This is a genomic window from Siminovitchia fordii DSM 16014 = CIP 108821 (assembly GCF_000374565.1).
Taxonomy (GTDB): domain Bacteria; phylum Bacillota; class Bacilli; order Bacillales; family Bacillaceae_C; genus Siminovitchia; species Siminovitchia fordii.
Genome location: NZ_KB894685.1, coordinates 429188 through 453924, shown reverse-complemented (window position 1 = coordinate 453924; position 24737 = coordinate 429188). Strand labels below are relative to the sequence as shown.

The 24737-nt window shown below is 42.2% G+C and carries 24 protein-coding genes; 17 read left to right on the top strand and 7 right to left on the bottom strand.

What is annotated here, in order from left to right; genetic code table 11:
- The first annotated feature begins 22 nt into the window (after positions 1–22).
- Together C509_RS0102280 and C509_RS0102275 are read left to right on the top strand one after the other, a co-directional pair.
- Positions 23–217, top strand: a complete 195-nt coding sequence (locus C509_RS0102280) for a hypothetical protein (RefSeq protein WP_018705283.1) — start codon at positions 23–25, stop codon at positions 215–217.
- 188 nt (positions 218–405) lie between these two features.
- The gene (locus C509_RS0102275; protein ID WP_018705282.1) at positions 406–1206 is read left to right on the top strand and encodes an inositol monophosphatase family protein; all 801 of its coding nucleotides are present in this window, start codon (positions 406–408) and stop codon (positions 1204–1206) included.
- Between the two features lie 82 nt (positions 1207–1288).
- Here the strand turns inward: C509_RS0102275 and C509_RS0102270 are convergent, their stop codons facing one another.
- A complete protein-coding gene (locus tag C509_RS0102270; RefSeq protein WP_018705281.1) occupies positions 1289–1474 on the bottom strand; it encodes a YlaF family protein in 186 nt (61 codons plus the stop codon).
- A gap of 83 nt (positions 1475–1557) precedes the next feature.
- Between C509_RS0102270 and typA the strand changes: the two genes are divergently transcribed.
- Positions 1558–3426, top strand: a complete 1869-nt coding sequence (gene typA, locus C509_RS0102265) for a translational GTPase TypA (protein ID WP_051088660.1) — start codon at positions 1558–1560, stop codon at positions 3424–3426.
- A gap of 91 nt (positions 3427–3517) precedes the next feature.
- Entirely contained in the window at positions 3518–3886 is a 369-nt protein-coding gene (locus C509_RS0102260; protein ID WP_018705279.1) for a YlaH-like family protein, read from the top strand.
- Between the two features lie 386 nt (positions 3887–4272).
- On the opposite strand, the gene C509_RS0102255 is transcribed toward C509_RS0102260, so the two are convergent.
- Positions 4273–4473, bottom strand: coding sequence for a YlaI family protein (locus C509_RS0102255; protein ID WP_018705278.1), 201 nt, complete (start codon positions 4471–4473; stop codon positions 4273–4275).
- Positions 4474–4582: 109 nt separating this feature from the next.
- The gene (locus tag C509_RS0102250; protein ID WP_018705277.1) at positions 4583–5173 is read right to left on the bottom strand and encodes a YhcN/YlaJ family sporulation lipoprotein; all 591 of its coding nucleotides are present in this window, start codon (positions 5171–5173) and stop codon (positions 4583–4585) included.
- A 180-nt stretch (positions 5174–5353) separates the two neighbouring features.
- Here C509_RS0102250 and C509_RS0102245 point away from each other — a divergent pair, with 180 nt between their 5' ends.
- Entirely contained in the window at positions 5354–6685 is a 1332-nt protein-coding gene (locus C509_RS0102245) for a PhoH family protein (protein ID WP_018705276.1), read from the top strand.
- A 61-nt stretch (positions 6686–6746) separates the two neighbouring features.
- Here the strand turns inward: C509_RS0102245 and C509_RS0102240 are convergent, their stop codons facing one another.
- Positions 6747–7244, bottom strand: coding sequence for a molybdopterin-binding protein (locus C509_RS0102240; RefSeq protein WP_018705275.1), 498 nt, complete (start codon positions 7242–7244; stop codon positions 6747–6749).
- A gap of 478 nt (positions 7245–7722) precedes the next feature.
- On the opposite strand from C509_RS0102240, the gene C509_RS0102235 reads away from it, so the two are divergent.
- The 3 genes from C509_RS0102235 (at position 7723) to pyc (ending at position 12902) form a co-directional block, all read left to right on the top strand.
- Complete coding sequence (locus tag C509_RS0102235) at positions 7723–8010, top strand: Fpa/YlaN family protein (RefSeq protein ID WP_018705274.1); 288 nt, start codon at positions 7723–7725, stop codon at positions 8008–8010.
- A 190-nt stretch (positions 8011–8200) separates the two neighbouring features.
- Complete coding sequence (locus C509_RS0102230; RefSeq protein WP_018705273.1) at positions 8201–9430, top strand: FtsW/RodA/SpoVE family cell cycle protein; 1230 nt, start codon at positions 8201–8203, stop codon at positions 9428–9430.
- A 34-nt stretch (positions 9431–9464) separates the two neighbouring features.
- A complete protein-coding gene (pyc, locus tag C509_RS0102225; protein WP_018705272.1) occupies positions 9465–12902 on the top strand; it encodes a pyruvate carboxylase in 3438 nt (1145 codons plus the stop codon).
- An 80-nt stretch (positions 12903–12982) separates the two neighbouring features.
- Here pyc and C509_RS0102220 read toward each other — a convergent pair whose 3' ends face one another.
- Complete coding sequence (locus C509_RS0102220; protein ID WP_018705271.1) at positions 12983–13963, bottom strand: COX15/CtaA family protein; 981 nt, start codon at positions 13961–13963, stop codon at positions 12983–12985.
- 508 nt (positions 13964–14471) lie between these two features.
- Here C509_RS0102220 and cyoE point away from each other — a divergent pair.
- From cyoE to C509_RS0102185, 7 genes are all read left to right on the top strand, one after another.
- Positions 14472–15377, top strand: coding sequence for a heme o synthase (gene cyoE, locus C509_RS0102215; RefSeq protein WP_026319635.1), 906 nt, complete (start codon positions 14472–14474; stop codon positions 15375–15377).
- 95 nt (positions 15378–15472) lie between these two features.
- Positions 15473–16540 (top strand): cytochrome c oxidase subunit II, encoded by a 1068-nt coding sequence (gene coxB, locus C509_RS0102210; RefSeq protein WP_018705269.1) that lies wholly within the window; start codon positions 15473–15475, stop codon positions 16538–16540.
- A gap of 28 nt (positions 16541–16568) precedes the next feature.
- Entirely contained in the window at positions 16569–18434 is a 1866-nt protein-coding gene (gene ctaD / locus C509_RS0102205; protein WP_018705268.1) for a cytochrome c oxidase subunit I, read from the top strand.
- Positions 18434–19063, top strand: coding sequence for a cytochrome c oxidase subunit 3 (locus C509_RS0102200; RefSeq protein ID WP_018705267.1), 630 nt, complete (start codon positions 18434–18436; stop codon positions 19061–19063). Before ctaD ends, C509_RS0102200 begins: the two co-directional genes overlap by 1 nt.
- Positions 19064–19066: 3 nt before the next feature.
- Positions 19067–19399, top strand: coding sequence for a cytochrome c oxidase subunit IVB (ctaF, locus tag C509_RS0102195; protein WP_018705266.1), 333 nt, complete (start codon positions 19067–19069; stop codon positions 19397–19399).
- Between the two features lie 352 nt (positions 19400–19751).
- Positions 19752–20660: a cytochrome c oxidase assembly factor CtaG gene (gene ctaG / locus C509_RS0102190; protein WP_018705265.1), complete on the top strand. Its 909-nt coding sequence runs from the start codon at positions 19752–19754 to the stop codon at positions 20658–20660.
- A gap of 177 nt (positions 20661–20837) precedes the next feature.
- Complete coding sequence (locus C509_RS0102185; protein ID WP_018705264.1) at positions 20838–21299, top strand: DUF420 domain-containing protein; 462 nt, start codon at positions 20838–20840, stop codon at positions 21297–21299.
- A gap of 35 nt (positions 21300–21334) precedes the next feature.
- Here the strand turns inward: C509_RS0102185 and ytvI are convergent, their stop codons facing one another.
- Both ytvI and C509_RS0102175 read right to left on the bottom strand, forming a co-directional pair.
- Positions 21335–22390: a sporulation integral membrane protein YtvI gene (ytvI, locus tag C509_RS0102180; RefSeq protein ID WP_018705263.1), complete on the bottom strand. Its 1056-nt coding sequence runs from the start codon at positions 22388–22390 to the stop codon at positions 21335–21337.
- Positions 22391–22496: 106 nt separating this feature from the next.
- Positions 22497–22856, bottom strand: coding sequence for a YugN family protein (locus C509_RS0102175; protein ID WP_018705262.1), 360 nt, complete (start codon positions 22854–22856; stop codon positions 22497–22499).
- Between the two features lie 194 nt (positions 22857–23050).
- Here C509_RS0102175 and C509_RS0102170 point away from each other — a divergent pair, with 194 nt between their 5' ends.
- Positions 23051–23485, top strand: coding sequence for a CBS domain-containing protein (locus tag C509_RS0102170; RefSeq protein ID WP_018705261.1), 435 nt, complete (start codon positions 23051–23053; stop codon positions 23483–23485).
- Between the two features lie 138 nt (positions 23486–23623).
- Positions 23624–24664, top strand: a complete 1041-nt coding sequence (locus tag C509_RS0102165; protein ID WP_018705260.1) for a CAP domain-containing protein — start codon at positions 23624–23626, stop codon at positions 24662–24664.
- Positions 24665–24737: the final 73 nt, after the last annotated feature.

Below are 24737 nucleotides of genomic sequence, written 5' to 3'. Positions count from 1 at the left end.
AATCTCGGAAGGAGTGTTTGTAATGAAGCAAGTCGTCAACGCTTATCGAAAGAAGTCAGTGGATAAACAGAAGCTTGCTGTCCTTCACCTCGAATTAAACTATGAACTCGCTGTCCTGTTTGATGCGATGCAAGAAAATAACGAAGAAATGAAGACAAAAGCAAAACGAAAATTGGAAAGAATCCGTGCTGAATTGATAAAAATGGAAGCCTTGTAAATGGATGCAGATGAACAGAATAACAGATTCTAATGACGAACTCTTTTCAGGTTTATTGATATGAAAGAGTTCGTCTTTTGGTGCCGGATTCCAAAATATTATAGTCCGCTCTCCTTATACACTTGAAAAGATAATGGATATTCAATAAGCTGAGTAATGAAGAAGGAAAGACTGATCGGAGGATGACAATGGCAAATTGGACATTGATAGATAAACATGCCAAAGCATGGCTACAGGAGGCTGGCAAAAGGATTATCTCATCTTTTGCAACCGCACCTGAAGTTATGACAAAATCGAACCCGGATGACCTAGTAACGAATATCGATCAAGAAACGGAACAGTTTTTTACAAAAAAAATCAGGGAAACATTTTCAGATCACCATATTTTAGGTGAAGAAGGTTTTGGAGATGACCTGGCAGGGTTATCGGGGATCATTTGGATTATAGATCCAATCGACGGCACCACCAATTTTGTTCACCAGCAGAGAAATTTCATGATCTCCATCGGTATTTATGAAAATGGAAGCCCTATGTTGGGATATGTATATGATGTTGTGTATCAGGAGTTGTACCATGCTAAAGCAGGTGAAGGCGCCTATTGGAATGAAAAGAAGCTGCCGCCGTTAGATGAGGTGCCTGTTGAAAAAGCGTTGATAGGGATCAATTCAACGTGGCTAATTTCCAACAGGTTGATTGATCCGAAAACATCACTTATTCCACTTGTGAACGATGCAAGAGGAACCCGATCCTATGGTTCGGCAGCACTTGAGTTTGTATTTGTTGCTACTGGAAGGCTCGATGCCTACATAACAATGCGGCTTTCGCCGTGGGACTTTGCCGGGGGAAAAATTATTGTTGAGGAAGTTGGCGGGAAAGTGACAAATTTGAAAGGGGAACCGCTAAATATTTTGGGGAAAAATCCGATTGTTGTGGCAAAACCCGGACTCCATGAAATAATCATTCAAAAATATTTGTCTAAAGGCATCTAAATTAAGAAACGGTCCAGTCATGACAACTGGACCGTTTCTGTATGATTCTTATAAGATGTGCAATCATATGACCATGGAGTGTTTATAATTTGCCGGATTCCCTATACTTTTTCTTTGTTGCGAAGCCATAGCCCATAACAGAAATCAAAATGATGAAACAGACAATCATCCCTATCAGGCTTCTTACACCGAGGGAAAAACCCATCCCTACGATGGAAAAGGCCGCTAATATGGCTAAAAAAAGAAAGTTCCACTTAATGCCATTCACGCTGCTCGCCCTCCTTATCCATTAACTAATTGTACAAAAAAAATATCGGCTTGGCTACTAATGTGGTATAATTGTTAAGTTATATGCCAGCATTCGCTGATAGACAGGCAGGAGGAACTACTTTGAATACAAGAAACGATATAAGGAATATTGCGATCATCGCTCACGTTGACCATGGCAAGACGACTTTGGTCGACCAGCTTCTAAGACAATCCGGTACATTCCGGACAAACGAGCATGTCGAAGATCGGGTAATGGACTCAAATGATTTGGAACGTGAACGCGGTATTACGATTTTGGCCAAAAACACCGCCATTCAATATAAAGATACAAGGATCAATATCATGGACACACCGGGACATGCCGATTTCGGGGGAGAAGTAGAACGGATTTTAAAAATGGTTGACGGTGTACTTCTGGTAGTGGATGCATATGAAGGATGTATGCCCCAAACTCGCTTTGTATTAAAAAAAGCGTTGGAACAGAACTTGACACCAATTGTTGTGGTCAACAAGATTGACCGTGATTTCGCCCGTCCTGAAGAAGTCGTGGATGAGGTTCTGGAACTGTTCATAGAGCTTGACGCCAATGATGATCAATTGGAGTTCCCGGTCATTTATGCTTCAGGGATTAATGGAACGGCAAGTAAAGTGCCGGATCATCAAGAAGACAATATGGAAGTATTATATGAGACGATTTTGACACACATCCCGGCACCGGTGGAAAATAGGGAAGAACCTCTTCAACTGCAAGTATCCCTTTTAGATTATGATAAATACGTCGGCCGGGTTGGAATTGGCCGCATTTTCCGAGGAACTATCAAAGTGGGCCAGCAGGTCGCCCTTATGAAGCAGGATGGGAGTGTGAAACAGTTTCGGGTAACCAAGCTGTTCGGTTTCTTTGGCCTAAAAAGAATGGAAATAGAAGAGGCTTTTACAGGGGACATTGTCGCAGTTTCCGGAATGGAGGATATAAATGTTGGTGAAACACTGTGTCCAGTCGATCATCAGGAACCCCTGCCACTGCTTAAGATTGATGAACCTACCCTTCAAATGACATTTTTGGTCAACAACAGCCCCTTTGCCGGCAGAGAGGGTAAATTTGTAACAGCAAGAAAAATTGAGGAAAGGCTTAAAACACAGCTAGAAACGGATGTAAGTCTCCGCGTTGAAGACACTGATTCACCGGATGCGTGGATTGTTTCGGGAAGAGGCGAACTCCACCTGTCCATTTTAATCGAGAATATGCGTCGTGAGGGTTTTGAACTTCAAGTGTCAAAGCCGCAAGTCATCGTCAAAGAGATTGATGGTGTACTATGTGAGCCTATTGAACATGTTCAAATTGACACTCCGGAAGAATACACTGGAAGCATCATAGAATCCCTTGGTTCCCGCAAAGGGACGATGCTCGACATGATCAATAACGGAAAGGGTCAGGTTCGTTTGATTTTCCATGTTCCTGCAAGAGGATTGATCGGATATACAACAGAGTTCATGTCCCTGACAAGGGGCTATGGTATTTTGAACCACACTTTTGACAGCTACCAGCCAATGGCTTCCGGTCAGATCGGAGGAAGGCATCAAGGAGTACTTGTTTCGATGGAAAGCGGAAAGACTACGACCTACGGCATCATGCATGTGGAAGACCGTGGAACGATATTTGTTGAACCCGGTACGGAAATTTATGAAGGGATGATTGTCGGCGAGCATTCGCGCGATAATGATTTGGCTGTTAATATTACGAAAACGAAGCATGCAACGAATGTCAGGTCGGCTACAAAAGACCAGACGTCTGTTATCAAGAGGCCGAGGATTATGTCTTTGGAAGAATCCCTTGAATATTTGAATGATGATGAACTATGCGAAGTGACTCCTGAGTCCATTCGCTTACGTAAGACAATTTTGAACAAAAATGAACGAGAAAAAGCGGCCAAAAAGAAAAAATTTGCCTAATTTTTTTCTAGCACTCCCTTAAATATGGTATGCTTATGGGGGATTCCTTTGATCAAAGGAATCCCTTTCTAAGACATGGGAGGTAGCCTGAATGAACTTTATCTTTAGTCTGATCTTCGTCTTGGGCATGACGAAAGCGGACCAAGCTGCAATCGATAGATTTTCTCCATTTTTTAAGTTTTATTATCTGCAGACACAAAATGCTAAAACAGCAAATTGGATTTTATTTTTGACAATATTAGCACTATGCATCCTCGTTTATAAACTTGGATTTGCGAAAAAGCTGCCATTGTTAAAATCGGCTATTATTTATATCTTTCTGTTTATCGGCTGTACGTTACTCACATTTCTTGGTATTTTTCTTCCGATTGCAGAAGGGCTTGTTGTGGCAGCGCTCATATTGATTATTTATAAGATCAGGTTGAACAGGGAGAAAAAATCAGGGACATTCAATAATTAAAAGACCTAAAGCCAAATGGCTTTAGGTTTTTTTGTTGAGAAAACATTAGATTGTGATTAACATTTCTGCCACATTTAGATTTGACAAGTTCCACTGACAGGACGTTTTGAGTGCAGGCGAAGCGGGAGTAAGTTGCAGCTGGCTTAAACCAGCAGTCGAACAGGGCGTGTAAGTTCGAGGAGGCCGGTGCCTAACGAAGTGAGTCCAGCCTTTGATATAAATCAACATCGGCTCTATCGATGCCGTTTTTGCTTCATTTTTGTTAAGGCCATTTCTGGCTTCTTGAGAACGAAACAAACCCCAGTAAATTTCTGCTCTGTCTGTACGTCGATAAACCCTCCTGTTACTCTTCTTTGCAATGTCGCAAAGCGCTTGTGCTGCTCATATTAAAAATCTTTTTCTTTCCCTTTAAAACTGTATAGCTGAAACTGCCCGCTTGCAAGACGTGCTTTTGTTTTCTCTTCAATCCTTTTATGGCACTCATCGCACATATAAGTATGAATCGGCCTGTTCCTTAATTTTTTTGCAAGGGGTGTGTCATTTTCTAATTCGTGCTGTGTATCGCAAATGACGCATTGCACTTTCATTCCGACCACCTCTGGATAATGTTCTGTTTACAAACCATTATACCATGTTATGGTCTATTTCTTACATGATTAATTCACTAATAATAATCAGGTGTCTCACGGTCTGTTATCATTCCGTGGATTGCTTATTCTGTTCCTTTTTGATTTGACGGGAGTCCTGCTTGTCCATTTCCTCATCCTGCTTTTGAGGGACTTCCTGAGGGTTTTTGTCATTTTCCCGAGGAGGCAGTTCAGGAACCAGCCTTCCTGTGATATCAGCCAATTCATTTATGATCCCTTGAATCGGTCTGCCTTCTGACATATCGTCTTTTATTTCCTTGAGCCTGGCATTTATATCAGGATCGGCGACCACGACAGCTCCGGCCCCTGCAGGATCATGTTTGATGCTTTCAGAAACTGAATATTTGATCGAACCCACTTTGGAACGGTCCAAGTCTTTATCTACATCTATGCCGATAATTGCGTATTCGCCGGCTACTACTGCCGTTGCATTTTTCACATGGGGGATGTTGGAAGCAAGCTCGGCCAAGTAATCAGCCCGTTCTTCATCGCTGTTTCCTGTGTTATCCTGACGGCTAATTTCGGATTTTGTATTTTGCAGTGAAGGATTACCTCCATCACTTTTATCGTTTTGTTGTTCATCGATCTGTCCGCAGGCTCCGAGCATGAGAATGACAAAAACGAATGCTGCTTTTTTCAATATGGTTTCCTCCTGTTTATTGCCATTTATCATTATTTTTATATTGTGCAATAAAGCTTCTAAGTTTATGCACAAGTACATATATTTCAGACAAAGAGCTGTCCCTCTACGACATTTTTCTAATGGAACCGGCCGATCTACAGCATCATATGATATTAAAAAGGAGCAGGAGGCATCAATTTGACGAAAATTTACGTTTTAGATACGAATGTCTTGTTGCAAGATCCGAATGCCGTTTTTTCGTTCCAGGACAATGAGATTGTAATTCCGGCGGTTGTGCTGGAAGAACTGGACTCAAAGAAGAGGTATGTGAACGAGATCGGCAGGAATGCAAGGCATGTTTCCAAATTGATAGACGGCTTCAGGCAGACCGGAAAACTTCACGAAAGGATAGCCTTGGATAATGGAGGGACCCTAAGAATCGAACTTAACCACAGATCATTTCACCAGCTTCAGGAGATTTTCTTAGAGAAGACAAATGACAACCGGATTCTGGCGGTGGCAAAAAACATCGCCCAGGAGGAAGAAAAGAAAAAGAATGGAAAGCCGGTCATTATCGTCAGCAAAGATGCTCTGTTGCGAGTAAAGGCGGATGCCCTTGGACTTCAGGCAGAAGACTTTTTAAATGATCGTGTAGTTGAAGTAGACCATTTATATACCGGGGCCCAAGAAGTTTTTGTGAATATCGACTTATTAAGGATTTTTTATGAAACAGGAGAAATTTCAAGCTTGGATATTGTGAACGGCAAACCGCTTTATCCAAATCAATTTATCATCATGAAAGATGAGCTTGGAAGTTCATCGTCAGGGCTTGGTATTGTTGATGAAACAGGAACCATGATCAAAAAATTGATAACCCATTTTGACTCCATATGGGGAATCAAGCCGAGAAATGTCCAGCAGACGATGGCAGCGGAGCTGCTTTTTCGCCAGGATATTCAACTAGTCACGATGATTGGAAAAGCCGGTACTGGGAAGACTCTATTGACTCTGGCAGCCGGATTAATGCAGACTGAAGATATGAAAAAATATAAAAAACTGCTTGTGGCACGGCCGATCGTCCCGGTCGGAAAGGACATCGGCTACCTGCCGGGTGAGAAGCAGGAGAAGTTAAGGCCGTGGATGCAGCCGATATATGATAACCTTGAATATTTATTCAACACGAAAAAACCAGGTGAACTGGATTCAATCCTGGCAGGGATGGGTTCCATTGAAGTCGAAGCGCTGACATATATAAGGGGACGGAGCATCCCGGAGCAATTCATTATCATAGATGAAGCCCAGAATCTTACAAAGCACGAAGTGAAAACTATCTTAACAAGGGTGGGGGAAGGAAGTAAAATTGTGTTGATGGGAGATCCGCAACAAATTGATCATCCTTATCTGGATGAATATAATAACGGATTGACGTATGTTTTGGAAAAATTCAAAGAGCAGAGTGCAGCCGGTCATATTAAGCTTGTCAAAGGGGAGAGATCTGATCTGGCACAGCTCGCAGCAGATATTTTATAGAAACATGCAGTTTTTGCATTACATCATAAAAAAACAGGCGTCCATAACGCCTGCTTTAACTCTATTGCACTCGGAACCCCTTTACATTCTTTATGGGGTTTTCTTTATTGGAGCCATCAGGGTATAAGATATGGACAGGCCCATCTTCTCGGAGAGGTTTGCCATTTTTTGAAAAAGCAAGAATCAAATCTTTGCCTTCTTCCAGCGGTACAGAAAATTCGCCGGATGATGTTTCAATGACAAGCTCGGATGTCCCTGGTTCCGGTTCGGCATTTTCCAAGAACGGTTTTAACGCTATTCCGAATGAACCGGTCAATACCTTTACTTTTTCAAATTGACGCTCCGACTTAAGCGTTGGCGGCGACACAGCCCCTTCTTTGATGACCCTGTCCCAATGCTTTGAAGCGACTGTAAATTCTATTTCATCAGGATCTTTATCTTTTTTTTCTTCTGTGAAATATGTATTCAAATCAATCCGCCGATCATCAAAGATCCATACTCCGGCGTCTAATGTGATTGGAAACTTTACTTTCCCCTTAATGGGCATGATTGTATTCATGCAATAACCTCCTTATCCACTCCAGTTAGTATAACTCTAAAAAAATGAAATTAAAAGTTTGAAGGAAAATGATGCAACACTCTTAACTTTGTAGGGATACTCTTCAGATTTTAGAAATACTCTTAACTTTTGTCAGGAAACTCTTTGGAATTAGGAAATACTCTTACCTTTTCCGGGAAACTCTTCGGAATTAGGAAATACTCTTAACTTTGCCGGGAAACTCTTCGGAATTAGGAAATACTCTTAACTTTGCCGGGAAACTCTTCGGAATTAGGAAATACTCTTACCTTTGCCGGGAAACTCTTCAGATTTTAGAAATACTCTTAACTTTGCCGGGAAACTCTTCAGATTTTAGAAATACTCTTAACTTCGATATTATAAAGACAAAATTAATGGGCAATCCCTTGCAATTTCATAGTAATAGGGTTAAAATTTACAGATAGTATTGTCTATTTGTCCGGAGATAGGGGGATTAAATGTGGTGTCTGATATAAAGCTGAATCATCGGGAAAAAGCCTATGCTCTTTTGAAGGCAGACGCAGAGAAAATATTGCGTTTGATTCAGGTGCAAATGGACAACTTAACAATGCCTCAATGTCCTTTATACGAGGAAGTTCTTGATACACAAATGTTTGGCTTTTCTCGTGAGATAGATTTTGCCGTCCGTCTCGGTCTGGTCGACGAAAAGGACGGGAAAGAGTTGATTTTTTCATTGGAAAGGAAACTGTCTGCGCTTCACGAAGCATTTACTCAAAGTGAAAAATGAAAAAGTGCAAGTTGCATACGTCTCGCTGACAGTTAAGCTCAAACAGTTCGTTTGTAATTGTTTGAGTTTTTTCGTCTAATTGAATGGCCCAATCCAACTCTAAAGACAGGAAGTTTTATAGTTTACAGATAGATAGTAAACTGTTATCCATGCTCCCTGCGAAATCTGAATGATAGATTGGATGAATAATATGTTTAAAAAAATCTTGAAATCATATGATTACTCAATCATCACAGTTTATTTGCTTCTTTGCCTCTTTGGATTGATTATGATTTACAGTGCAAGTATGGTGATGGCCGTTCAATATTATGGGTATCCAGCGGATTTCTTTTACCAAAAGCAAAAAATCAATTTGGCAATAGGGTTTCTGTTTTTTTTATTTTTTGCCCTATTTCCATATAAAGCATTTAAAAGTAAAAAATTTCTAGTTTTTATTACTATAGCTGCAATTTTCGGGTTGCTCGCTGTGGATATATTTGGACATGCAACAAATAATGCCCAAAGCTGGATTCAGCTTGGTACCAGGAAAATCCAGCCTTCAGAATTTGCCAAGCTGAGCGTAATCGTTTATTTATCTGCTGTATACTCCAAGAAACAGGCATACATAAATCAACTTGATAAAGGCGTACTGCCTCCATTGATATTCCTTATTTTTGTTTGTTTTCTAATCGCCATGGAACCAGATAATGGGACAGCGTTCATCACCTTTCTCATCGGTATGATGATCATCATGTGCTCAGGCATGCGACTGAAGACTATATTTAAACTGAGCTTGCTGGGCTTGCTTTTGGCAGCCGTTCTTGCTCCGATTGTCATATTAAAGTCCGATAAGATCTTCACTGACAATCGGCTTGGTCGAATCTATGGGTTTTTGGACCCGTTTGGAACAGGACAAAACGAAGGCTTTCAATTGGTAAACTCTTTTTTGGCCATCGGGTCAGGAGGATTGAAAGGCCTGGGGTTGGGACAGAGTGTCCAAAAGCTGGGATATTTGCCCGAAGCCCATACTGACTTTATCATGGCAATTATTGCTGAAGAGCTGGGGGTTTTTGGGGTCGTATTTGTTCTGACGAGCATAAGTTTCATCGTTTTGCGAGGAATTTATATCAGTACAAGAAGCCGTGATCCATTTGGCAGCATGCTTGCCATCGGGATATCAGGGATGATTGGAATACAATCGTTTATCAATCTGGGTGGCATGTCGGGACTTATCCCGATTACTGGAGTGCCATTGCCGTTTATCAGCTATGGGGGATCTTCCATCCTTGTTCTTTCTATAGCGATGGGAATCCTTGCCAACGTTTCGATGTTCAATCAATATGAGGAAAAGTTCAAAACTAAAAATACTGTTCCAGTTCCCCGGACTGACAGATTACATGAAGGCAGCCAAGATAAGCGTCCATGGGTGAACCTTAAATAGACAGATAAATGTTTATGAAGGGGAGAGAGCTTACATGACAAAGATTAACAAAGTATTAGTTGCCAATCGCGGGGAAATTGCGATCCGTGTGTTCCGAGCCTGCACAGAACTCGGAATCCGTACAGTCGCAATCTACTCCCGTGAAGACTCAGGGTCCTATCACCGTTATAAGGCGGATGAGGCCTATCTGGTAGGAGAAGGGAAAAAGCCGATCGATGCATATCTCGACATCGAAGGCATCATCGAAATCGCCAAACGGTCTGAGGCTGATGCCATCCATCCGGGCTACGGATTCCTCTCGGAAAATATTGAGCTGGCAAAACGGTGCGCCGAAGAGGGGATCACCTTCATCGGCCCCGAAATCCAGCATTTGGATATGTTCGGTGATAAGGTCAAAGCCAAAGAGCAGGCGGTGCTGGCAGGCATACCGGCTGTTCCGGGCAGTGATGGCCCGGTTGCTAGTCTGGAAGAAGCAGCTGCCTTCGGAAATGAATACGGTTACCCAATTATGGTCAAGGCGTCCCTCGGGGGAGGCGGTCGCGGCATGCGCATCGTCAGAAGCAAGGGGGAGTTAAAGGAGGCGTATGAACGGGCAAAGTCTGAAGCGAAGGCAGCCTTTGGTGATGATGAAGTCTATGTGGAGAAGTTCATTGAAAACCCGAAGCACATTGAGGTGCAAATCCTTGGAGACACTCACGGGAACATCGTTCACTTGTTTGAACGCGACTGTTCTGTCCAGAGGCGACACCAGAAAGTGGTAGAGACTGCCCCGTGTGTATCACTCAATGAGGAGATGAGGGAGAGGATCTGCGGAGCTGCTGTCCAGCTTATGAAAAATGTGGACTACCTCAATGCGGGAACGGTCGAATTCCTCGTCGAAGGAAACCGGTTCTACTTTATTGAAGTGAACCCGAGAATCCAGGTGGAACATACCATTACGGAAATGATTACGGGAATCGATATTGTCCAGTCGCAGATTTTGATTGCCGAGGGGCATTCACTCCATGGGGAAAATGTCCAAATTCCGAAACAAGAAGACATCAAGATGAATGGATATGCTATCCAGGCGAGAGTAACGACAGAGGATCCGCTGAATAATTTTATGCCTGATACCGGAAAAATCATGGCTTTCCGGACAGGTGGAGGATTTGGCGTCCGTATGGATGCAGGAAATGGGTTTCAGGGAGCTGTCATTACTCCTTATTACGATTCCCTCCTAGTGAAGCTGTCAACACAGGCAATGACATTTGAACAGGCTGCAGCAAAAATGGTCAGAAACTTGAAGGAATTCAGGATTCGCGGAATTAAAACAAATATCCCATTTTTAATAAACGTCATGCAGCACGAACGGTTTATAACAGGTGAGTATGATACTTCTTTTCTTGACAGTGCCCCTGAACTGTTCTCTTTTCCTGAGAGCAAGGACCGAGGTACCAAAATGCTAACTTATATAGGAACGGTTACAGTCAACGGATTTCCTGGCATAGAAAAGACGAAAAAACCTGTCGAACCCGATCCGAGGATTCCCGCCGTGCCAGTGGACGAAACAGTCCCGTTAGGCACTAAACAGATCCTCGATGAACAGGGACCCGATGGACTGGCAGAATGGGTCAGGAATCAGGAAAAGGTCCTGATCACAGATACTACCTTCCGTGATGCGCATCAATCTCTGTTGGCCACCCGTATCCGAAGCCGCGATCTCGTCCAGGCTGCTGAACCCACAGCTCACCTTCTATCCGAACTCTTTTCTGTAGAAATGTGGGGAGGGGCCACATTTGATGTTGCCTACCGGTTCTTGAAGGAGGATCCGTGGGACAGACTGGCAAAGATGAGGGAAAAGATGCCAAACATCTTGTTCCAAATGCTGTTCAGGGGGTCGAATGCGGTCGGTTACAAAAATTATCCGGATAATGTCATCAAGGCTTTTATTCAGGAATCAGCAGATGCAGGGATTGATGTCTTCCGGATCTTTGATAGTTTGAACTGGGTAAAAGGAATGGAGGTGGCGATTGATTCGGTCCGCCAGTCGGGTAAGATCGCCGAAGCAGCCATCTGCTATACGGGAGATATCAACGATTCCGAAAGGCCGAAATACCATATCGACTATTATAAAGACATGGCCAGGGAGCTGCAGGCGCTGGGAGCGCATATGCTGGCGATCAAGGACATGGCTGGTCTCTTAAAGCCGGCAGCGGCCTACCGCCTGATTTCCGAACTGAAAGAGACGGTTGATTTGCCGATCCACCTTCATATGCACGATACTAGTGGAAATGGTATCCTTACTTACACGAAAGCGATTGAGGCGGGAGTGGATATCATCGATACGGCACTCGGTTCGATGGCCGGATTGACCTCTCAGCCTAGCTTGAATACGCTGTATTATGCATTGGAAGGGACGGACGATGCGCTTGATCTAGATATTGATTCCCTGGAGAAACTCTCATACTACTGGGAGGATATCCGCAAGTATTACCGGGACTTTGAAAGCGGAATGCTCGCTCCTCATACCGAGGTGTACAAACATGAGATGCCAGGCGGGCAGTACAGCAATCTGCAGCAGCAGGCGAAAGCTGTTGGACTGGGCGGCCGCTGGGATGAGGTCAAGGACATGTACAGCCGGGTTAACCGTATGTTTGGAGACATCGTCAAAGTGACCCCCTCTTCTAAAGTCGTTGGAGACATGGCGTTATTCATGGTTCAAAATGACCTGGATGAAAAATCGGTGCTGGAAAGGGGACAGTCAATTGATTTTCCTGATTCAGTGGTCGAGCTATTCGAAGGATATCTTGGACAGCCGCACGGAGGATTTCCTGCAGAACTGCAGCGAGTAATCTTGAAAAACCGTGAACCGATTACAGCCCGTCCGGGTGAGCTGCTCGAAGATGTGGATTTCGACCAACTCAAAGAAGAACTGTCAGATGAGATGGGGCCGGACATATCCAATAAAGATCTGATCGCCTACGCTCTTTATCCGAAGGTGTTCCTGGAGTATATTGCCACGCTGAACCAATTCGGGGACATTTCGGTACTCGACACCCCTACTTTTGTACACGGTATGAGACTAGGTGAAGAAATCGAAGTAGAGATCGAAACAGGGAAGACGCTGATCGTAAAGCTCGTCTCCATTGGCCAGCCGCAGCCGGACGGTACACGGGTCGTCTACTTTGAACTGAATGGTCAGCCAAGGGAAGTCGTTATTAAGGATGAGAATATTAAATCGACCGTGGAGCTCAAAAAAAAGGCAGACCCGAAGAACCAGGCCCATATTGGTGCCACGATGCCAGGCACCGTATTGAAAGTCCTCGTCGAAAAAGGGGAAAAGGTCCAAAAAGGGGATCACCTTGTGCTCACAGAAGCGATGAAAATGGAAACGACAGTCCAAGCGCCGTTTTCCGGGATAGTCAAAGACATCTTTGTACATGCAGGAGATGCTATCCAACCCGGGGATTTATTGATCGAGGTAGAGAAATAGCATAAGAGTTCCGCAAATAAAAAACTTGCACAGCTTTCGGCTGTGCAAGTTTTTATAATTAAGATAGTCATTTGCATTTCTTATTGAGGAATGATATTTGGCGATTTGATTTCAGCCTTTGCCTCTGCACTATCTTCCGTATTTGAAGCTGGGGAGTACTCCATGCCGCCTCTTGTGATCAGCATGATAAAGTAGCTCAGTAGCCCAAAGAGGCAAGTAATGAAAAGTGCATGCGCCAAAGCAACAAAAATATTCAAGCTTGTAAATACTACTGCAGCTCCGGCTGCAACTTGCATTGCAACAAGGATGAAAGCAATAATCCAGCCATTGACAACAACTTTCTGGTCTTTATACCTCTTGATCGCCATCCAAGTAATATAGCCAATCCATAAAAATATGAGGCCCGCCATAAAACGATGTCCCATCTGGATCCACTCATACAAATTGGTTGGAAGGGAGAAAGGTGAGCTATTTAAACAGAAAGGCCAATCTTTGCAGACAAGACTTGCTTCTGTATGCCGGACAAGAGCACCTGTGTATACAACTATATAAGAATAAACTGTAACTCCAATTGTATGATACTTCATTTTTTTATCCAACCTGATTTTCGTTGTGTCCAGTTTCTTATCAACCTCAAAAATCAGAAGGGTCAATAAAAATACAGAAGCAAAAGAAATCAGCGAGATTCCGAAGTGAAGCGCCAATACAAAGCTAGACTGTCCCCAGACAACAGCGGCTGCCCCTATCAGTGCCTGCAAAATCAGAAAGAAAACTGAAAGGATGGCAAGAGCTTTTGTCTCCCTTTTGTGTCCAATCGTTTTCCATGCCCAAATGGAAAGTATCAGAACGAGCAGGGCGGCACTTCCGGAAACGATCCGGTGGGCCAGCTCAATGATAAGTTCAGCAGTGATTTCGGTAGGTATCAGTTGGCCGTTGCATAGTGGCCATGACCTTCCACAACCCATACCAGAATCGGTCTTTGTAACCAAAGCACCACCCAGCAGGACAAAAACCATCACCACCGTTGTAAGTATAGCGAACCATTTTAATTTCCGGTGCAAAGTTTCACCCACTTATCTTTATTAATTTTTATTGGAATAATTGAATTTTGAATTCAACTTCGATACTACATAAACGGGCTCAAAAATACAACCGACAAATTTGTTAACACCGTCGAAAAAAGTATAAACTTGAAAAAAACAACTATTTTTGATAGTAATGGTATAAGAGACTGCTGAATTATGTCATAAAATTATTTTTGGGTGACACATTTTGGACAAAATAATGGCTTAATGCAATGGAAAAATCGTTGAATTATATGATTAAATATATTGTTGAAGGCCTTCGTTCATAATCCCGGTCAACCGCTCTCGGCTTTTCTGCAGCTGTATGCTACAATATGGTGTGCAGACGTCTAGCCATGCTCTCAGGAAAAAGTTGAAAAAACAGGGAAATAAGTGAACAAATACTGAAACATCATACATAATGCAGGAAAACTGTCTCAAGATGGCCTATAGTAAGAATTATATGTAAATTAAGTTTTGGGAAAGGAGACGAGTGGGAAAAGATATGGATAACAGTCGCCTCATATCTGAAGTGGAAGCCCCTCCTTCGACGGCTTGGTCGGATTTTATGGCATTGATCAAAATTGGCATTGTCAACTCTAATCTGATACCGGTTTTTGCGGGGCTATGGCTTGCACTCATATATAATGGACAGCATTTCCTCCAATCCTTGGAAACGGTCATTTTTACGCTGCTCGGGTCTGCCTTTATTATGGCTGGATCATGTGCTTTCAATAATTATATTGACCGAGATATTGATCCTATTATGGAAAGGACAAAATCAAGACCGACAGTTACCGGACGGATTAGCGGCGCAAAAGTCCTAACAGTAGGATTCACATTCGTAATATTGGGTTTAATTCTCATTTTTCTCACCAATGCAACAGCCGGTTTTATCGGTGTCATTGGAGTATTAAGTTATGTGGTCCTTTACAGTATGTGGGCTAAGCGTAAGCTTGTCAGCAACACTGTCATTGGAAGCTTGTCGGGAGCTGCTCCTCCGTTGATCGGATGGGCGGCAATCGATCCGAGTCTGCCGATGATGGCATGGATGCTGTTCCTTCTCATGTTCATTTGGCAGCCGCCTCACTTTTACGCGCTGGCCATGAGGAGAACTGAGGAATACAGAGCAGCCGGCATTCCTATGCTTCCTGTCGTGAAAGGTTTTGCTGCCACGAAACGCAGCATGGTCATGTGGGTGTCTTTATTGTTGCCAATCCCTTTTTTCATGACGGCATTAGGAATACCATTTGTAGTTTTAGCCACGATATTAAATGTTGGGTGGCTTTTGTTGGGAATTGCTGGATATAAAATGAAAAATGATATAAAATGGGCAACACTCATGTTTGTTTATTCATTGAATTATTTGACCATCATTTTTACAGCAATGGTCATTTTCGCAGTAATTTAGTTTGGGAATTCTTTCTTTTTAAAAGAAATCCATATAGAAAGACCCGGTCCTTGCAACCACTAAGATATTTTACGAAAGAGGGGTTTGATTGAATTATGAAACTATGGCTGCAAAAGTGGCGTCTATTATCAGTTTTAGCGATATTGGCGCTAGTGCTTTCAGGCTGCGGCGAGCCTTATCTATCCGGGCTGGTTCCCGCAGGAGAAGTTGGGAAACAGCAGTATGATCTCATTCTTCTCAGTTTAGGGATCATGACATTGGTAATCATTGTTGTAGTAATTATCTTTACTTTTGCCATTATTAAATTCCGACGTAAAGATGATAGAATTCCAAAACAGGTCGAAGGCAGCCACACGTTGGAAATTGTATGGACTGTTATTCCGATCATTTTACTTCTAATCCTTGCAGTACCGACAGTTGCTGTTACTTTCAGCCAAGGTGATGTTTCTGCAATTGATAAAAAAGACGCCGATGGAAAACGGGAAGCTCTCGTTGTTAACGTCAATGCACACTTATATTGGTGGGAATTCGAGTATCCGGATCTTGGCATTGTAACGAGCCAGGACCTTGTCATTCCAACGGATGAAAAAGTCTACTTCCAGGTAGTAAGTAAAGATGTAAAACACTCCTTCTGGATTCCTCCACTGGGTGGGAAATTAGACACTAACCCGGAAAACGTCAATAAATTTTGGTTGATTGCCGATAGTGATAAAGCTGAGGAAGCAGGAAATTTATTCTATGGAAAGTGTGCAGAGCTATGCGGTCCTTCTCATGCATTAATGGACTTCAAAGTAAAAGCATTGCCACAGAAGGATTTTGAAAACTGGGTTGCTGACATGCAAAATGCAAAAGAGCCTGTTGAACCAACTACTGATCTAGCCAAACAAGGCGAGGAAATTTTCAACCAGAGCTGTATTACATGTCACGCAGTGACACCAGAGGCAAAACCTAGTGGAGAACTTGCTCCAAACCTTGCTGGGTTTGCTGATCGTGAAAGAGTTGCAGGGATTCTCGATCACAATGAGGAAGAATTGAAAAAATGGATTAAAGATCCTGAGAAAATTAAACCGGGCAACAAAATGACAGGTACGTATCCGGAAATGTCCGATCAGGAATTGGATGCCTTGGCTGCGTATTTGATGGAATTAAAGGTACAAAAATAATGAATGTATAACAAAGGGAGGTTTAATTGTGAGTACTATTGCTCAAAAAAGAAGTTTCGGAGCCGCTGTATGGGACTACTTAACAACTGTGGACCATAAAAAAGTTGGTATCCTATACTTCGCCGCAGGGTTCTTCTTCTTTCTCCTAGGCGGTCTCGAAGCGATGATTATCCGTATCCAGCTCGCAGTGCCAAACAATGACTTTGTGAGTGCCGGTACGTTTAATGAAATGATGACGATGCATGGGACTACAATGATTTTCTTTGCAGCCATGCCGATCTTAATAGGTTTTATGAATGCGATTATGCCTCTCCAAATCGGAGCGCGGGACGTTGCTTTCCCATTTTTGAACGCTCTTGGCCTATGGCTTTTCGTATTCGGAGGATTGCTGGTGAACGTATCCTGGTTCCTGGGAGGAGCGCCTGATGCGGGTTGGACTTCCTATGCATCACTTGCGATGAATTCAACCAGCCATGGTGTTGACTTCTATGTCACCGGAATTCAAATTTCCGGGTTCGGTACGCTCATGGGAGGAATCAACTTCCTCGTTACAATCATTAACATGCGTGCACCGGGAATGACATACATGAGAATGCCAATGTTCACTTGGACAACATTCATCACATCAGCACTTATCTTGTTTGCATTCCCTCCTCTTACAGTTGCGTTGTTCCTTTTGACATTTGACAGAATGTTTGGGGCGAACTTCTTCAACGTGGCTGCTGGAGGAAACACAATCATCTGGGAACACTTCTTCTGGATTTTTGGACATCCGGAAGTATATATTTTGATCTTACCAGCATTTGGTATTTTCTCTGAAATTATCTCGACTTTTTCAAGAAAGAGACTGTTCGGATATTCATCAATGGTTTTTGCTACTGTATTGATTGGATTCCTTGGTTTCATGGTGTGGGCTCACCACATGTTTACAGTAGGACTGGGTAACATTGCCAATGCGATTTTTGCTGTTGCAACAATGGCTATTGCCGTACCTACAGGTATTAAGATCTTTAACTGGCTCTTAACGATGTGGGGAGGAAGTATTAAGTTTACTACTCCAATGCTTTGGGCTGCCGCTTTTATCCCTTCATTCGTTATGGGTGGTGTAACTGGTATCATGCAGGCTGCTGCTCCTGCCGACTATCAGTATCATGACACATACTTTATTGTCGCTCACTTCCACTATGTAATCGTAGGTGGGGTAGTGTTTGGTATCTTTGCAGCAGTTCATTACTACTGGCCAAAAATCTTTGGAAGAATGTTGAATGAGACATTAGGTAAAATCACATGGGCATTGTTCGTAATTGGATTCCATTTAACTTTCTTTATTCAGCATTTCCTTGGATTGATGGGTATGCCACGAAGAGTTTTTACTTACCTTGACGGACAGGGATTGACTACAGGAAACCTGATCAGTTCTATCGGTGCTTTGACAATGGCTGTTGCAGTAATTGTATTGCTCATTAACATCGTAGTGTCTGCTAAAGGAAAAGCAGTTGCAAACGACCCTTGGGGAGATGGCCGTTCAATCGAATGGGCAATTCCTTCACCTCCGCCATTCTACAACTTCAAGCAACTTCCACTTGTTCGTGGACTTGATGCTTTCTGGTTGGAAAAAATGGAAGGAAGGACTGAAATGACACCGGCAGAGCCTATTGGTGAAATTCACATGCCAAATGGTTCCTTCATTCCTTTCATGATCTCATTCGGTTTCTTTGTTGCATCTTTCGGAGCTATCTATCACCAAGAGCATTCATGGGGAATACCAGTATTGATTATCGGTTTGGTCATTGCATTTGGTTCTATGCTTGTACGCTCCTTGAAAGACGACCACGGCTATCATATACCTAAATCAGAATTGATGGATGATAGTGAGAAAGGAGTTAAGGCATAATGGCAGTTGAACAGCAATTTACTCCAGAAACATGGCCGGAGACGCCAGAGAGAGCCACGCTGGAAGGAAAAAATAAATTCTTGGGTCTTTGGTTTTTCCTTGGAGGCGAAACTGTTCTCTTCGCCTCTTTCTTTGCAACTTATCTGGCACTTAAGGATAAAGTTCCAAATAGTGACAGCCTTACTTCAACAGATGTTTTTGGTCTGCCGCTAGCATTTGCCATGACGATGCTTTTATTGACAAGCTCAGTCACAAGTGTGTATGCGATATACCATTTGAGGAACTTTAATTATAAAAAGATGCAATTGTGGTTTATCATTACACTTTTGCTTGGTTTGGGATTCTTTGTCCTTGAAGTTTATGAGTTTCATCACTATACGACAGAATTAGGATTCGGCTTTAAAAGCAGTGCCTTTAGTTCCGCTTTCTATACACTTGTAGGATTCCATGGAGGCCACGTAATATTTGGTCTCGGGTGGATCACGGCATTGCTTGTACGCAACGCAAAACGAGGACTAAGTCTTTATAATGCGCCTAAGTTCTATTTGGCAAGTATCTATTGGCACTTTATCGACGTAGTCTGGGTATTTATCTTCACTGTCGTTTACTTAATGGGAATGGTGGGATAACGTATGGAAGATCAATACTTAAATTCTGGAAATCCACGTGTTGATTATGAATACCGTCGCAGAAGAAACAAAGAGCACATGCGTCATCAAGTAATCTCATTTGCCATCTCCATCTTTTTGACTTTGGTGGCATTTGGCGCAGTGGCAGCTGGATTTGATAAATGGTTCGTCATTCCATTTATTCTTTTGCTCGCATTGGTTCAAGTAATTTTCCAATTATATTACTTCATGCATATGAGCGAAAAGGGCCATGAAGCGGTTCAGCTGTTTATATACGGAGGAGTCATTATCGGTTTCGTAACCATTTTGGGCTTCTTGACCATCGTTTGGTGGTAATATTTTTAAGCCAGTCGACATGTCGACTGGCTTTTTCATGTGTTCCTGAATGCAAGATCATGTGATTGCCATCTTAACTACGGACTATGGTGCCGGAATTCTGTTCCTGCACCATAGCTTATGTGAATAGTCACGTTCATTTCATTGAAGAATTCCACACTGTGTTAAAAGTCTCTTTCTTTCGCCGTCCTTATCTAGTCAGGAGCCTGCCAGTTTATGAAGCGGTATACGAGCATTTCCGCGTTTCTATCAATGTTCATCAACTTGTCATCCTGAATCGTTGAAGTACGGAAATCTCCTAAGTATAATGGTATGTAGAAGAAATTGTAAACCGTAAAAGAGGTGAAGGCGGATGCCTTTAAGTATATTTGGTTTTCGTGCACTTTGGAGTCCTTATTTCATGGTCTTCATTTTAATTTTACTCGCTGGTTACTTTTATTTGACAGTCAAGAAACGCCATCAATTCAAAGACAGCGAACCTTTGAAAGTAAGCCAGGCCGTTTTATTTTTAATCAGCATGCTTCTGCTTTATGTCATTAAAGGCTCACCTGTTGACCTTATGGCGCATATTATGTTCACTTTTCATATGGTTCAAATGGCCTTCCTTTATTTGGTGATACCACCACTGCTCATTTCGGGTGTCCCAAATTGGGTATGGAAACATGTCATTGAAAAGCCTTTTTTCAACGGAATATTTCGCTTCTTCACTAAGCCTTTGATTGCCCTTGTCATGTTTAATGGCTTGTTCTCCATCTACCATATCCCGATGGTGATGGACTTTGTCAAATTGAACATATTCCTGCACGCGTTCTATACTGTGGTACTGTTTATCTTTGCCATTTTTCTTTGGTGGCCCCTTGTCAACAAACTACCAGGACAATACCAGTTGCATGGTTTGAAGAAAGTCGGTTATATTCTTGGTGACGGAGTGCTACTTACTCCGGCATGCGGACTGATCATTTTTGCTCCTGAAGCAATGTACGCAACATACACTGATGGAGAAATGTGGATGAAGGCTATGGAACTTTGTGTTCCTGGTGCGACACTTGCTGGTTTAAGTATTAGCGGACCAGAACTATTTACGAATATGCCTGCAAGGGAAGACCAACAGCTTGGCGGAGTTTTGATGAAAATTATACAGGAGATTGTGCTTGCTACCATTTTGGCAAAAGTATTTTTCGAGTGGTATAGAAAAGAGGCGGCTGATGTGGATCCCATTGATGAGAGCCTTGTTCATCGAGATCCTCATCCCACGGATTAAAAGGGGGAGGCAACCCCTTTATTTTAATAGTGCCATTGGCTAATATTTCAAGTAGAATTTCTCAGTTTACTGAGAAAACCCCTATTCACTATTCGACTTGCTTGCGCCTAAGGTTGTGCTCTTTGCGTAATTATTAAATAATGAAAATATATTAGACAAGGAAGGAAATTGAAGTAGATGTCTGTTCCATTCTTACCTACTATAAGTACTGCATGTATTGTGATCAGCGCTGTTCTGGTGGGCATCGGTTGGGGAAAAATACGGAAAGGCCAGATTGAGAACCATAAGAAAACAATGATGGCCGCAGCTGTTTTTGCTTTAATATTTTTTATTATCTATTCAAGCAGGACAGTTTTCATAGGAAACACATCCTTTGGAGGCCCGGATAACTTAAAGGTTTTTTACACTATTTTTTTATTTTTCCATATTACGTTGGCAACCGTTGGTGCTGTTCTCGGAATTATTTCATTATGGTCAGGATTAAAAAATCGATTGAATATCCATAGAAAACTAGGGCCAGTTACAAGTATTATTTGGTTGGGTACAGGAATTACGGGTGTTTTGGTATATCTATTCCTTTATGTATTTTATGAAGGAGGAGAAACAACTTCGTTGATTAAGGCAATTTTGGGCGGTTAAAAAGCATGCATGGCAGCGTATGCCATGCATGCTTTTTATATTTTAAAGTTTAATCTAATGATCCCGGCTTCTTTTGCTGTCTTAAATACTATAAGAATTAGCGGACCTATGATGATTCCGAGAATACCCAGTAATTTCAGGCCCAAATACATGGCAATTAATGTAGCAAGCGGTGAAAGGCCCATATGAGTCCCCATGAGTTTCGGTTCTACAGTTCGCCGAATCACCAGCAGGACAATTGCCAATATCGCCAGTTTCGTTCCCAAAACCAGATTGCCCGACAGCAGGTGATACAGGGCCCAGGGACCGAGCACTATGATTGAGCCGATAATAGGAATAAGATCAATCACCCATATGACAAGGGACATGATGAAGGCGATTTTAGGCGATATTATTAACAAGCCGATAAGGCAAACCACAAATATGATTAAGCTAACAAGGAACTGTGCCTTGAAAAAACCAACTACGACATGTGATATCCGGCCTGTCATAAATTTGACCTTTCTGGATGACTCTTCGGTTAAGTGCCTGTATATACCTTTTTGAATTTTCGGCAGATCAAGCATAAAAAGAAATAAGGCTATTAAATATACAAGGAAGCTCACAAGGAAATTCGGTATATAAGAAAGTGCAGCACTGATGTTCTCAATATTTAAATTTTGGCGGATACTGATGATCATGGTATTTAAAAAACCGTTCACTTCCTCAGTAATTGAATGAACTACCTCTTCTGGAAGACTTTGAGCAGTATTCTTGAAATTTTCCTCATAATTGCTCCATATTTCAGAAACATTATTCACATATTGAGGAAAATCCTCCACCAATTTAACCGCTTGCCCAACCACCTTTGTAGTTATAAAGAAGATGCAGGCTCCCAAGATGATTGTAAAAATTGTAAAAACGATCATAACCAAAAAGTGTCTTTTTAAGGAAACCTTTGATTGAAGAAGCTTAACAATCGGATCCAGAATTAAAGCGGTGATCAATGCAGCAATCAAAGGGACGGATACGGGCATAATGAAATATAGAGCCAAGGCAATAAGAACAATGGCTATACCGATTATTACATGTTTTCTTTTTATTCCAAACAAATCGTTTCTCCTTTACAAAGGGTCTATACTTTATTATAGAACAGACACTGATTTTTTTGCATGATTAAAAAAGAACACGGTCAATTTCCGTGTTCATGCCGATCGTTTATTCAGAAAATACCTCAACGTCTTTTTTAACAGCTTCCAAAATTTGGTTGCACTGCTTTACAAGGGAAGCCGGAAAAACTTCATCTTCTCCATATTCCACACCGTGTGGATAATAATGCTTGCCAAGCAACGGCGTCATTAATTGAATCAAAGCTTTACCGCTTCCTACATCTCCTTCTATGGCATAACCAGGAATACGCAAGTAATATGTACCTTCTTGAATTACGAATTTATGGTCATATGTCACTCTTTCATAGTCCCATTGACCTGCACGCACCATGCGGTTTTTGCTCATTACTTCGTCAAGCCGGTTTAAGTCGATCTTAAACGATTGTAATCCGATGTTTTCAAACTTCATATCTACATTCCCTCCTAAAAAATTCAGGCCGCTATCATTACCCCATATTTTATAATAGTCGAAAAATCCCCTTCTTGCAACGAAATCAAATATTAATTGCCTTGGGACTACAGGTTCTTTTTTCAGGTATATTTTTGTCAATTATGGTGACTATAGGAAAAGTATGAAATCAAATATTAAAGGAGGAATTGGATATGACTCATATAAGTGATATTATGACCAAGGACGTCGAAACTTGTTCACTGGGAGATACAATTTATGAAGTGGCTATGAGGATGAAAGAACTGGACGTTGGTGTCATACCGATTGTTGAAAATAAAAAACTGATGGGAATCATCACGGACCGAGATATAGTCTTACGCTGCATTGCTGATAGACAACCCCCTTCATCCAAAGTGGAGGATATCATGAGTGAAAACCTGTTTACTGTTTCTCCTGATACGACTACACAAGAAGCTGCACGATTAATGGCAAAAGAGCAGATTCGCCGCTTACCGGTTGTAGAAAACGGCGAATTGGTCGGCATCGTGGCACTTGGAGATTTGGCAGTAAGGGATATAACCGATAATCAAGCCAAACAGGCACTGTCCGAAATCTCGGAAGATGATGGTGAACAGGCCGTTCATTGAGGTCTAATCAAAAAACCCTGTAAAATCAGGGTTTTTTCTTTTTGGCTATATGTTCATACGGCAGGAAATGGTATAATTTAACCTAAATAACGAGAGCCATAGAGAGAAGGGGTAAAACTGCGTAACTTATTCCGAATCATGATTTTCACGGCAGCATTGCTTGTAATAAGCTTTTATATATATTCCCCTGAAGAAACGGGCCCCATAAAAGATGATACTTATTCACTTCCTCCAAAGCATGACAATAAAGAGGCGATTCCTCATATCACTATGACTGATTCAGACAAGCAGCCTGCCGAAGGATTAGGTTCCCTGATAGGGAGGCCGGAGACTGATTTGATTAAAGGTTTCGGGGAGCCCGACCGGAAGGATCCTTCCGCCTATGGGTATGAATGGTGGGTCTACAATGATGAACTTGAATCATATATGCAGGCAGGTATCCAGGACGGCAAGGTTGTTACCATATATGCAGTTGGCAACGAGTTGAACATTGCCCCGTTTAAAATAAATCAATCTATTGAGAATATCTACCGCTCAACTGTACTCGAGACCGAGCTTGTAGTGAATACAAAAGAAGGAAATTACAGATTTGAATTGTCGGAAGAGGATTTAAATATCAGGCCGCTCATACAACTTGGAGACATTTTTGCCCAGCTTTCCATTGATAAGTTCACCGGTTCATTGTTCAGTGTCCGATTCTTGGATCAAAAGACACTTATCAGCCAGCGGCCGTATGAGTTAATTTACAGCGGTGATCTGATCGGTCCGGAAGAACCGGCTGAAGAAGACTGGGAAGCCATTGAACGGGGAAGTGAACAGCAGATCTTTGATCTGACGAACAATTTCAGGATGCGGTTCGATCTCCCAGCACTACAATGGGATGAAGAAATTGCCGACGTGGCATATGGCCATAGTAAGGATATGAATGAAAACGACTATTTTGCGCATGAATCGCCGATCTTTGGAGACTTGTCAAAAAGGTTGAAGAAAGGAAAGGTACCTTTCCAAACAGCCGGAGAAAATATTGCGGCCGAATATATTGATGGGCCTGCTGCTGTTGAGGGGTGGCTAAACTCAGAAAACCATCGCAAAGCACTTTTAGATGATTATACTTTGCTAGGCGTTGGAGTTTATAAGAAAAAATATACACAGAATTTTGTCAAGCCGTCCGAAATGTGAAGCGGTTCCTGTTTTCCATGAACAATCATCCATCATTATCATAATATAAATGGAGGATAAATTGAGGTGATTG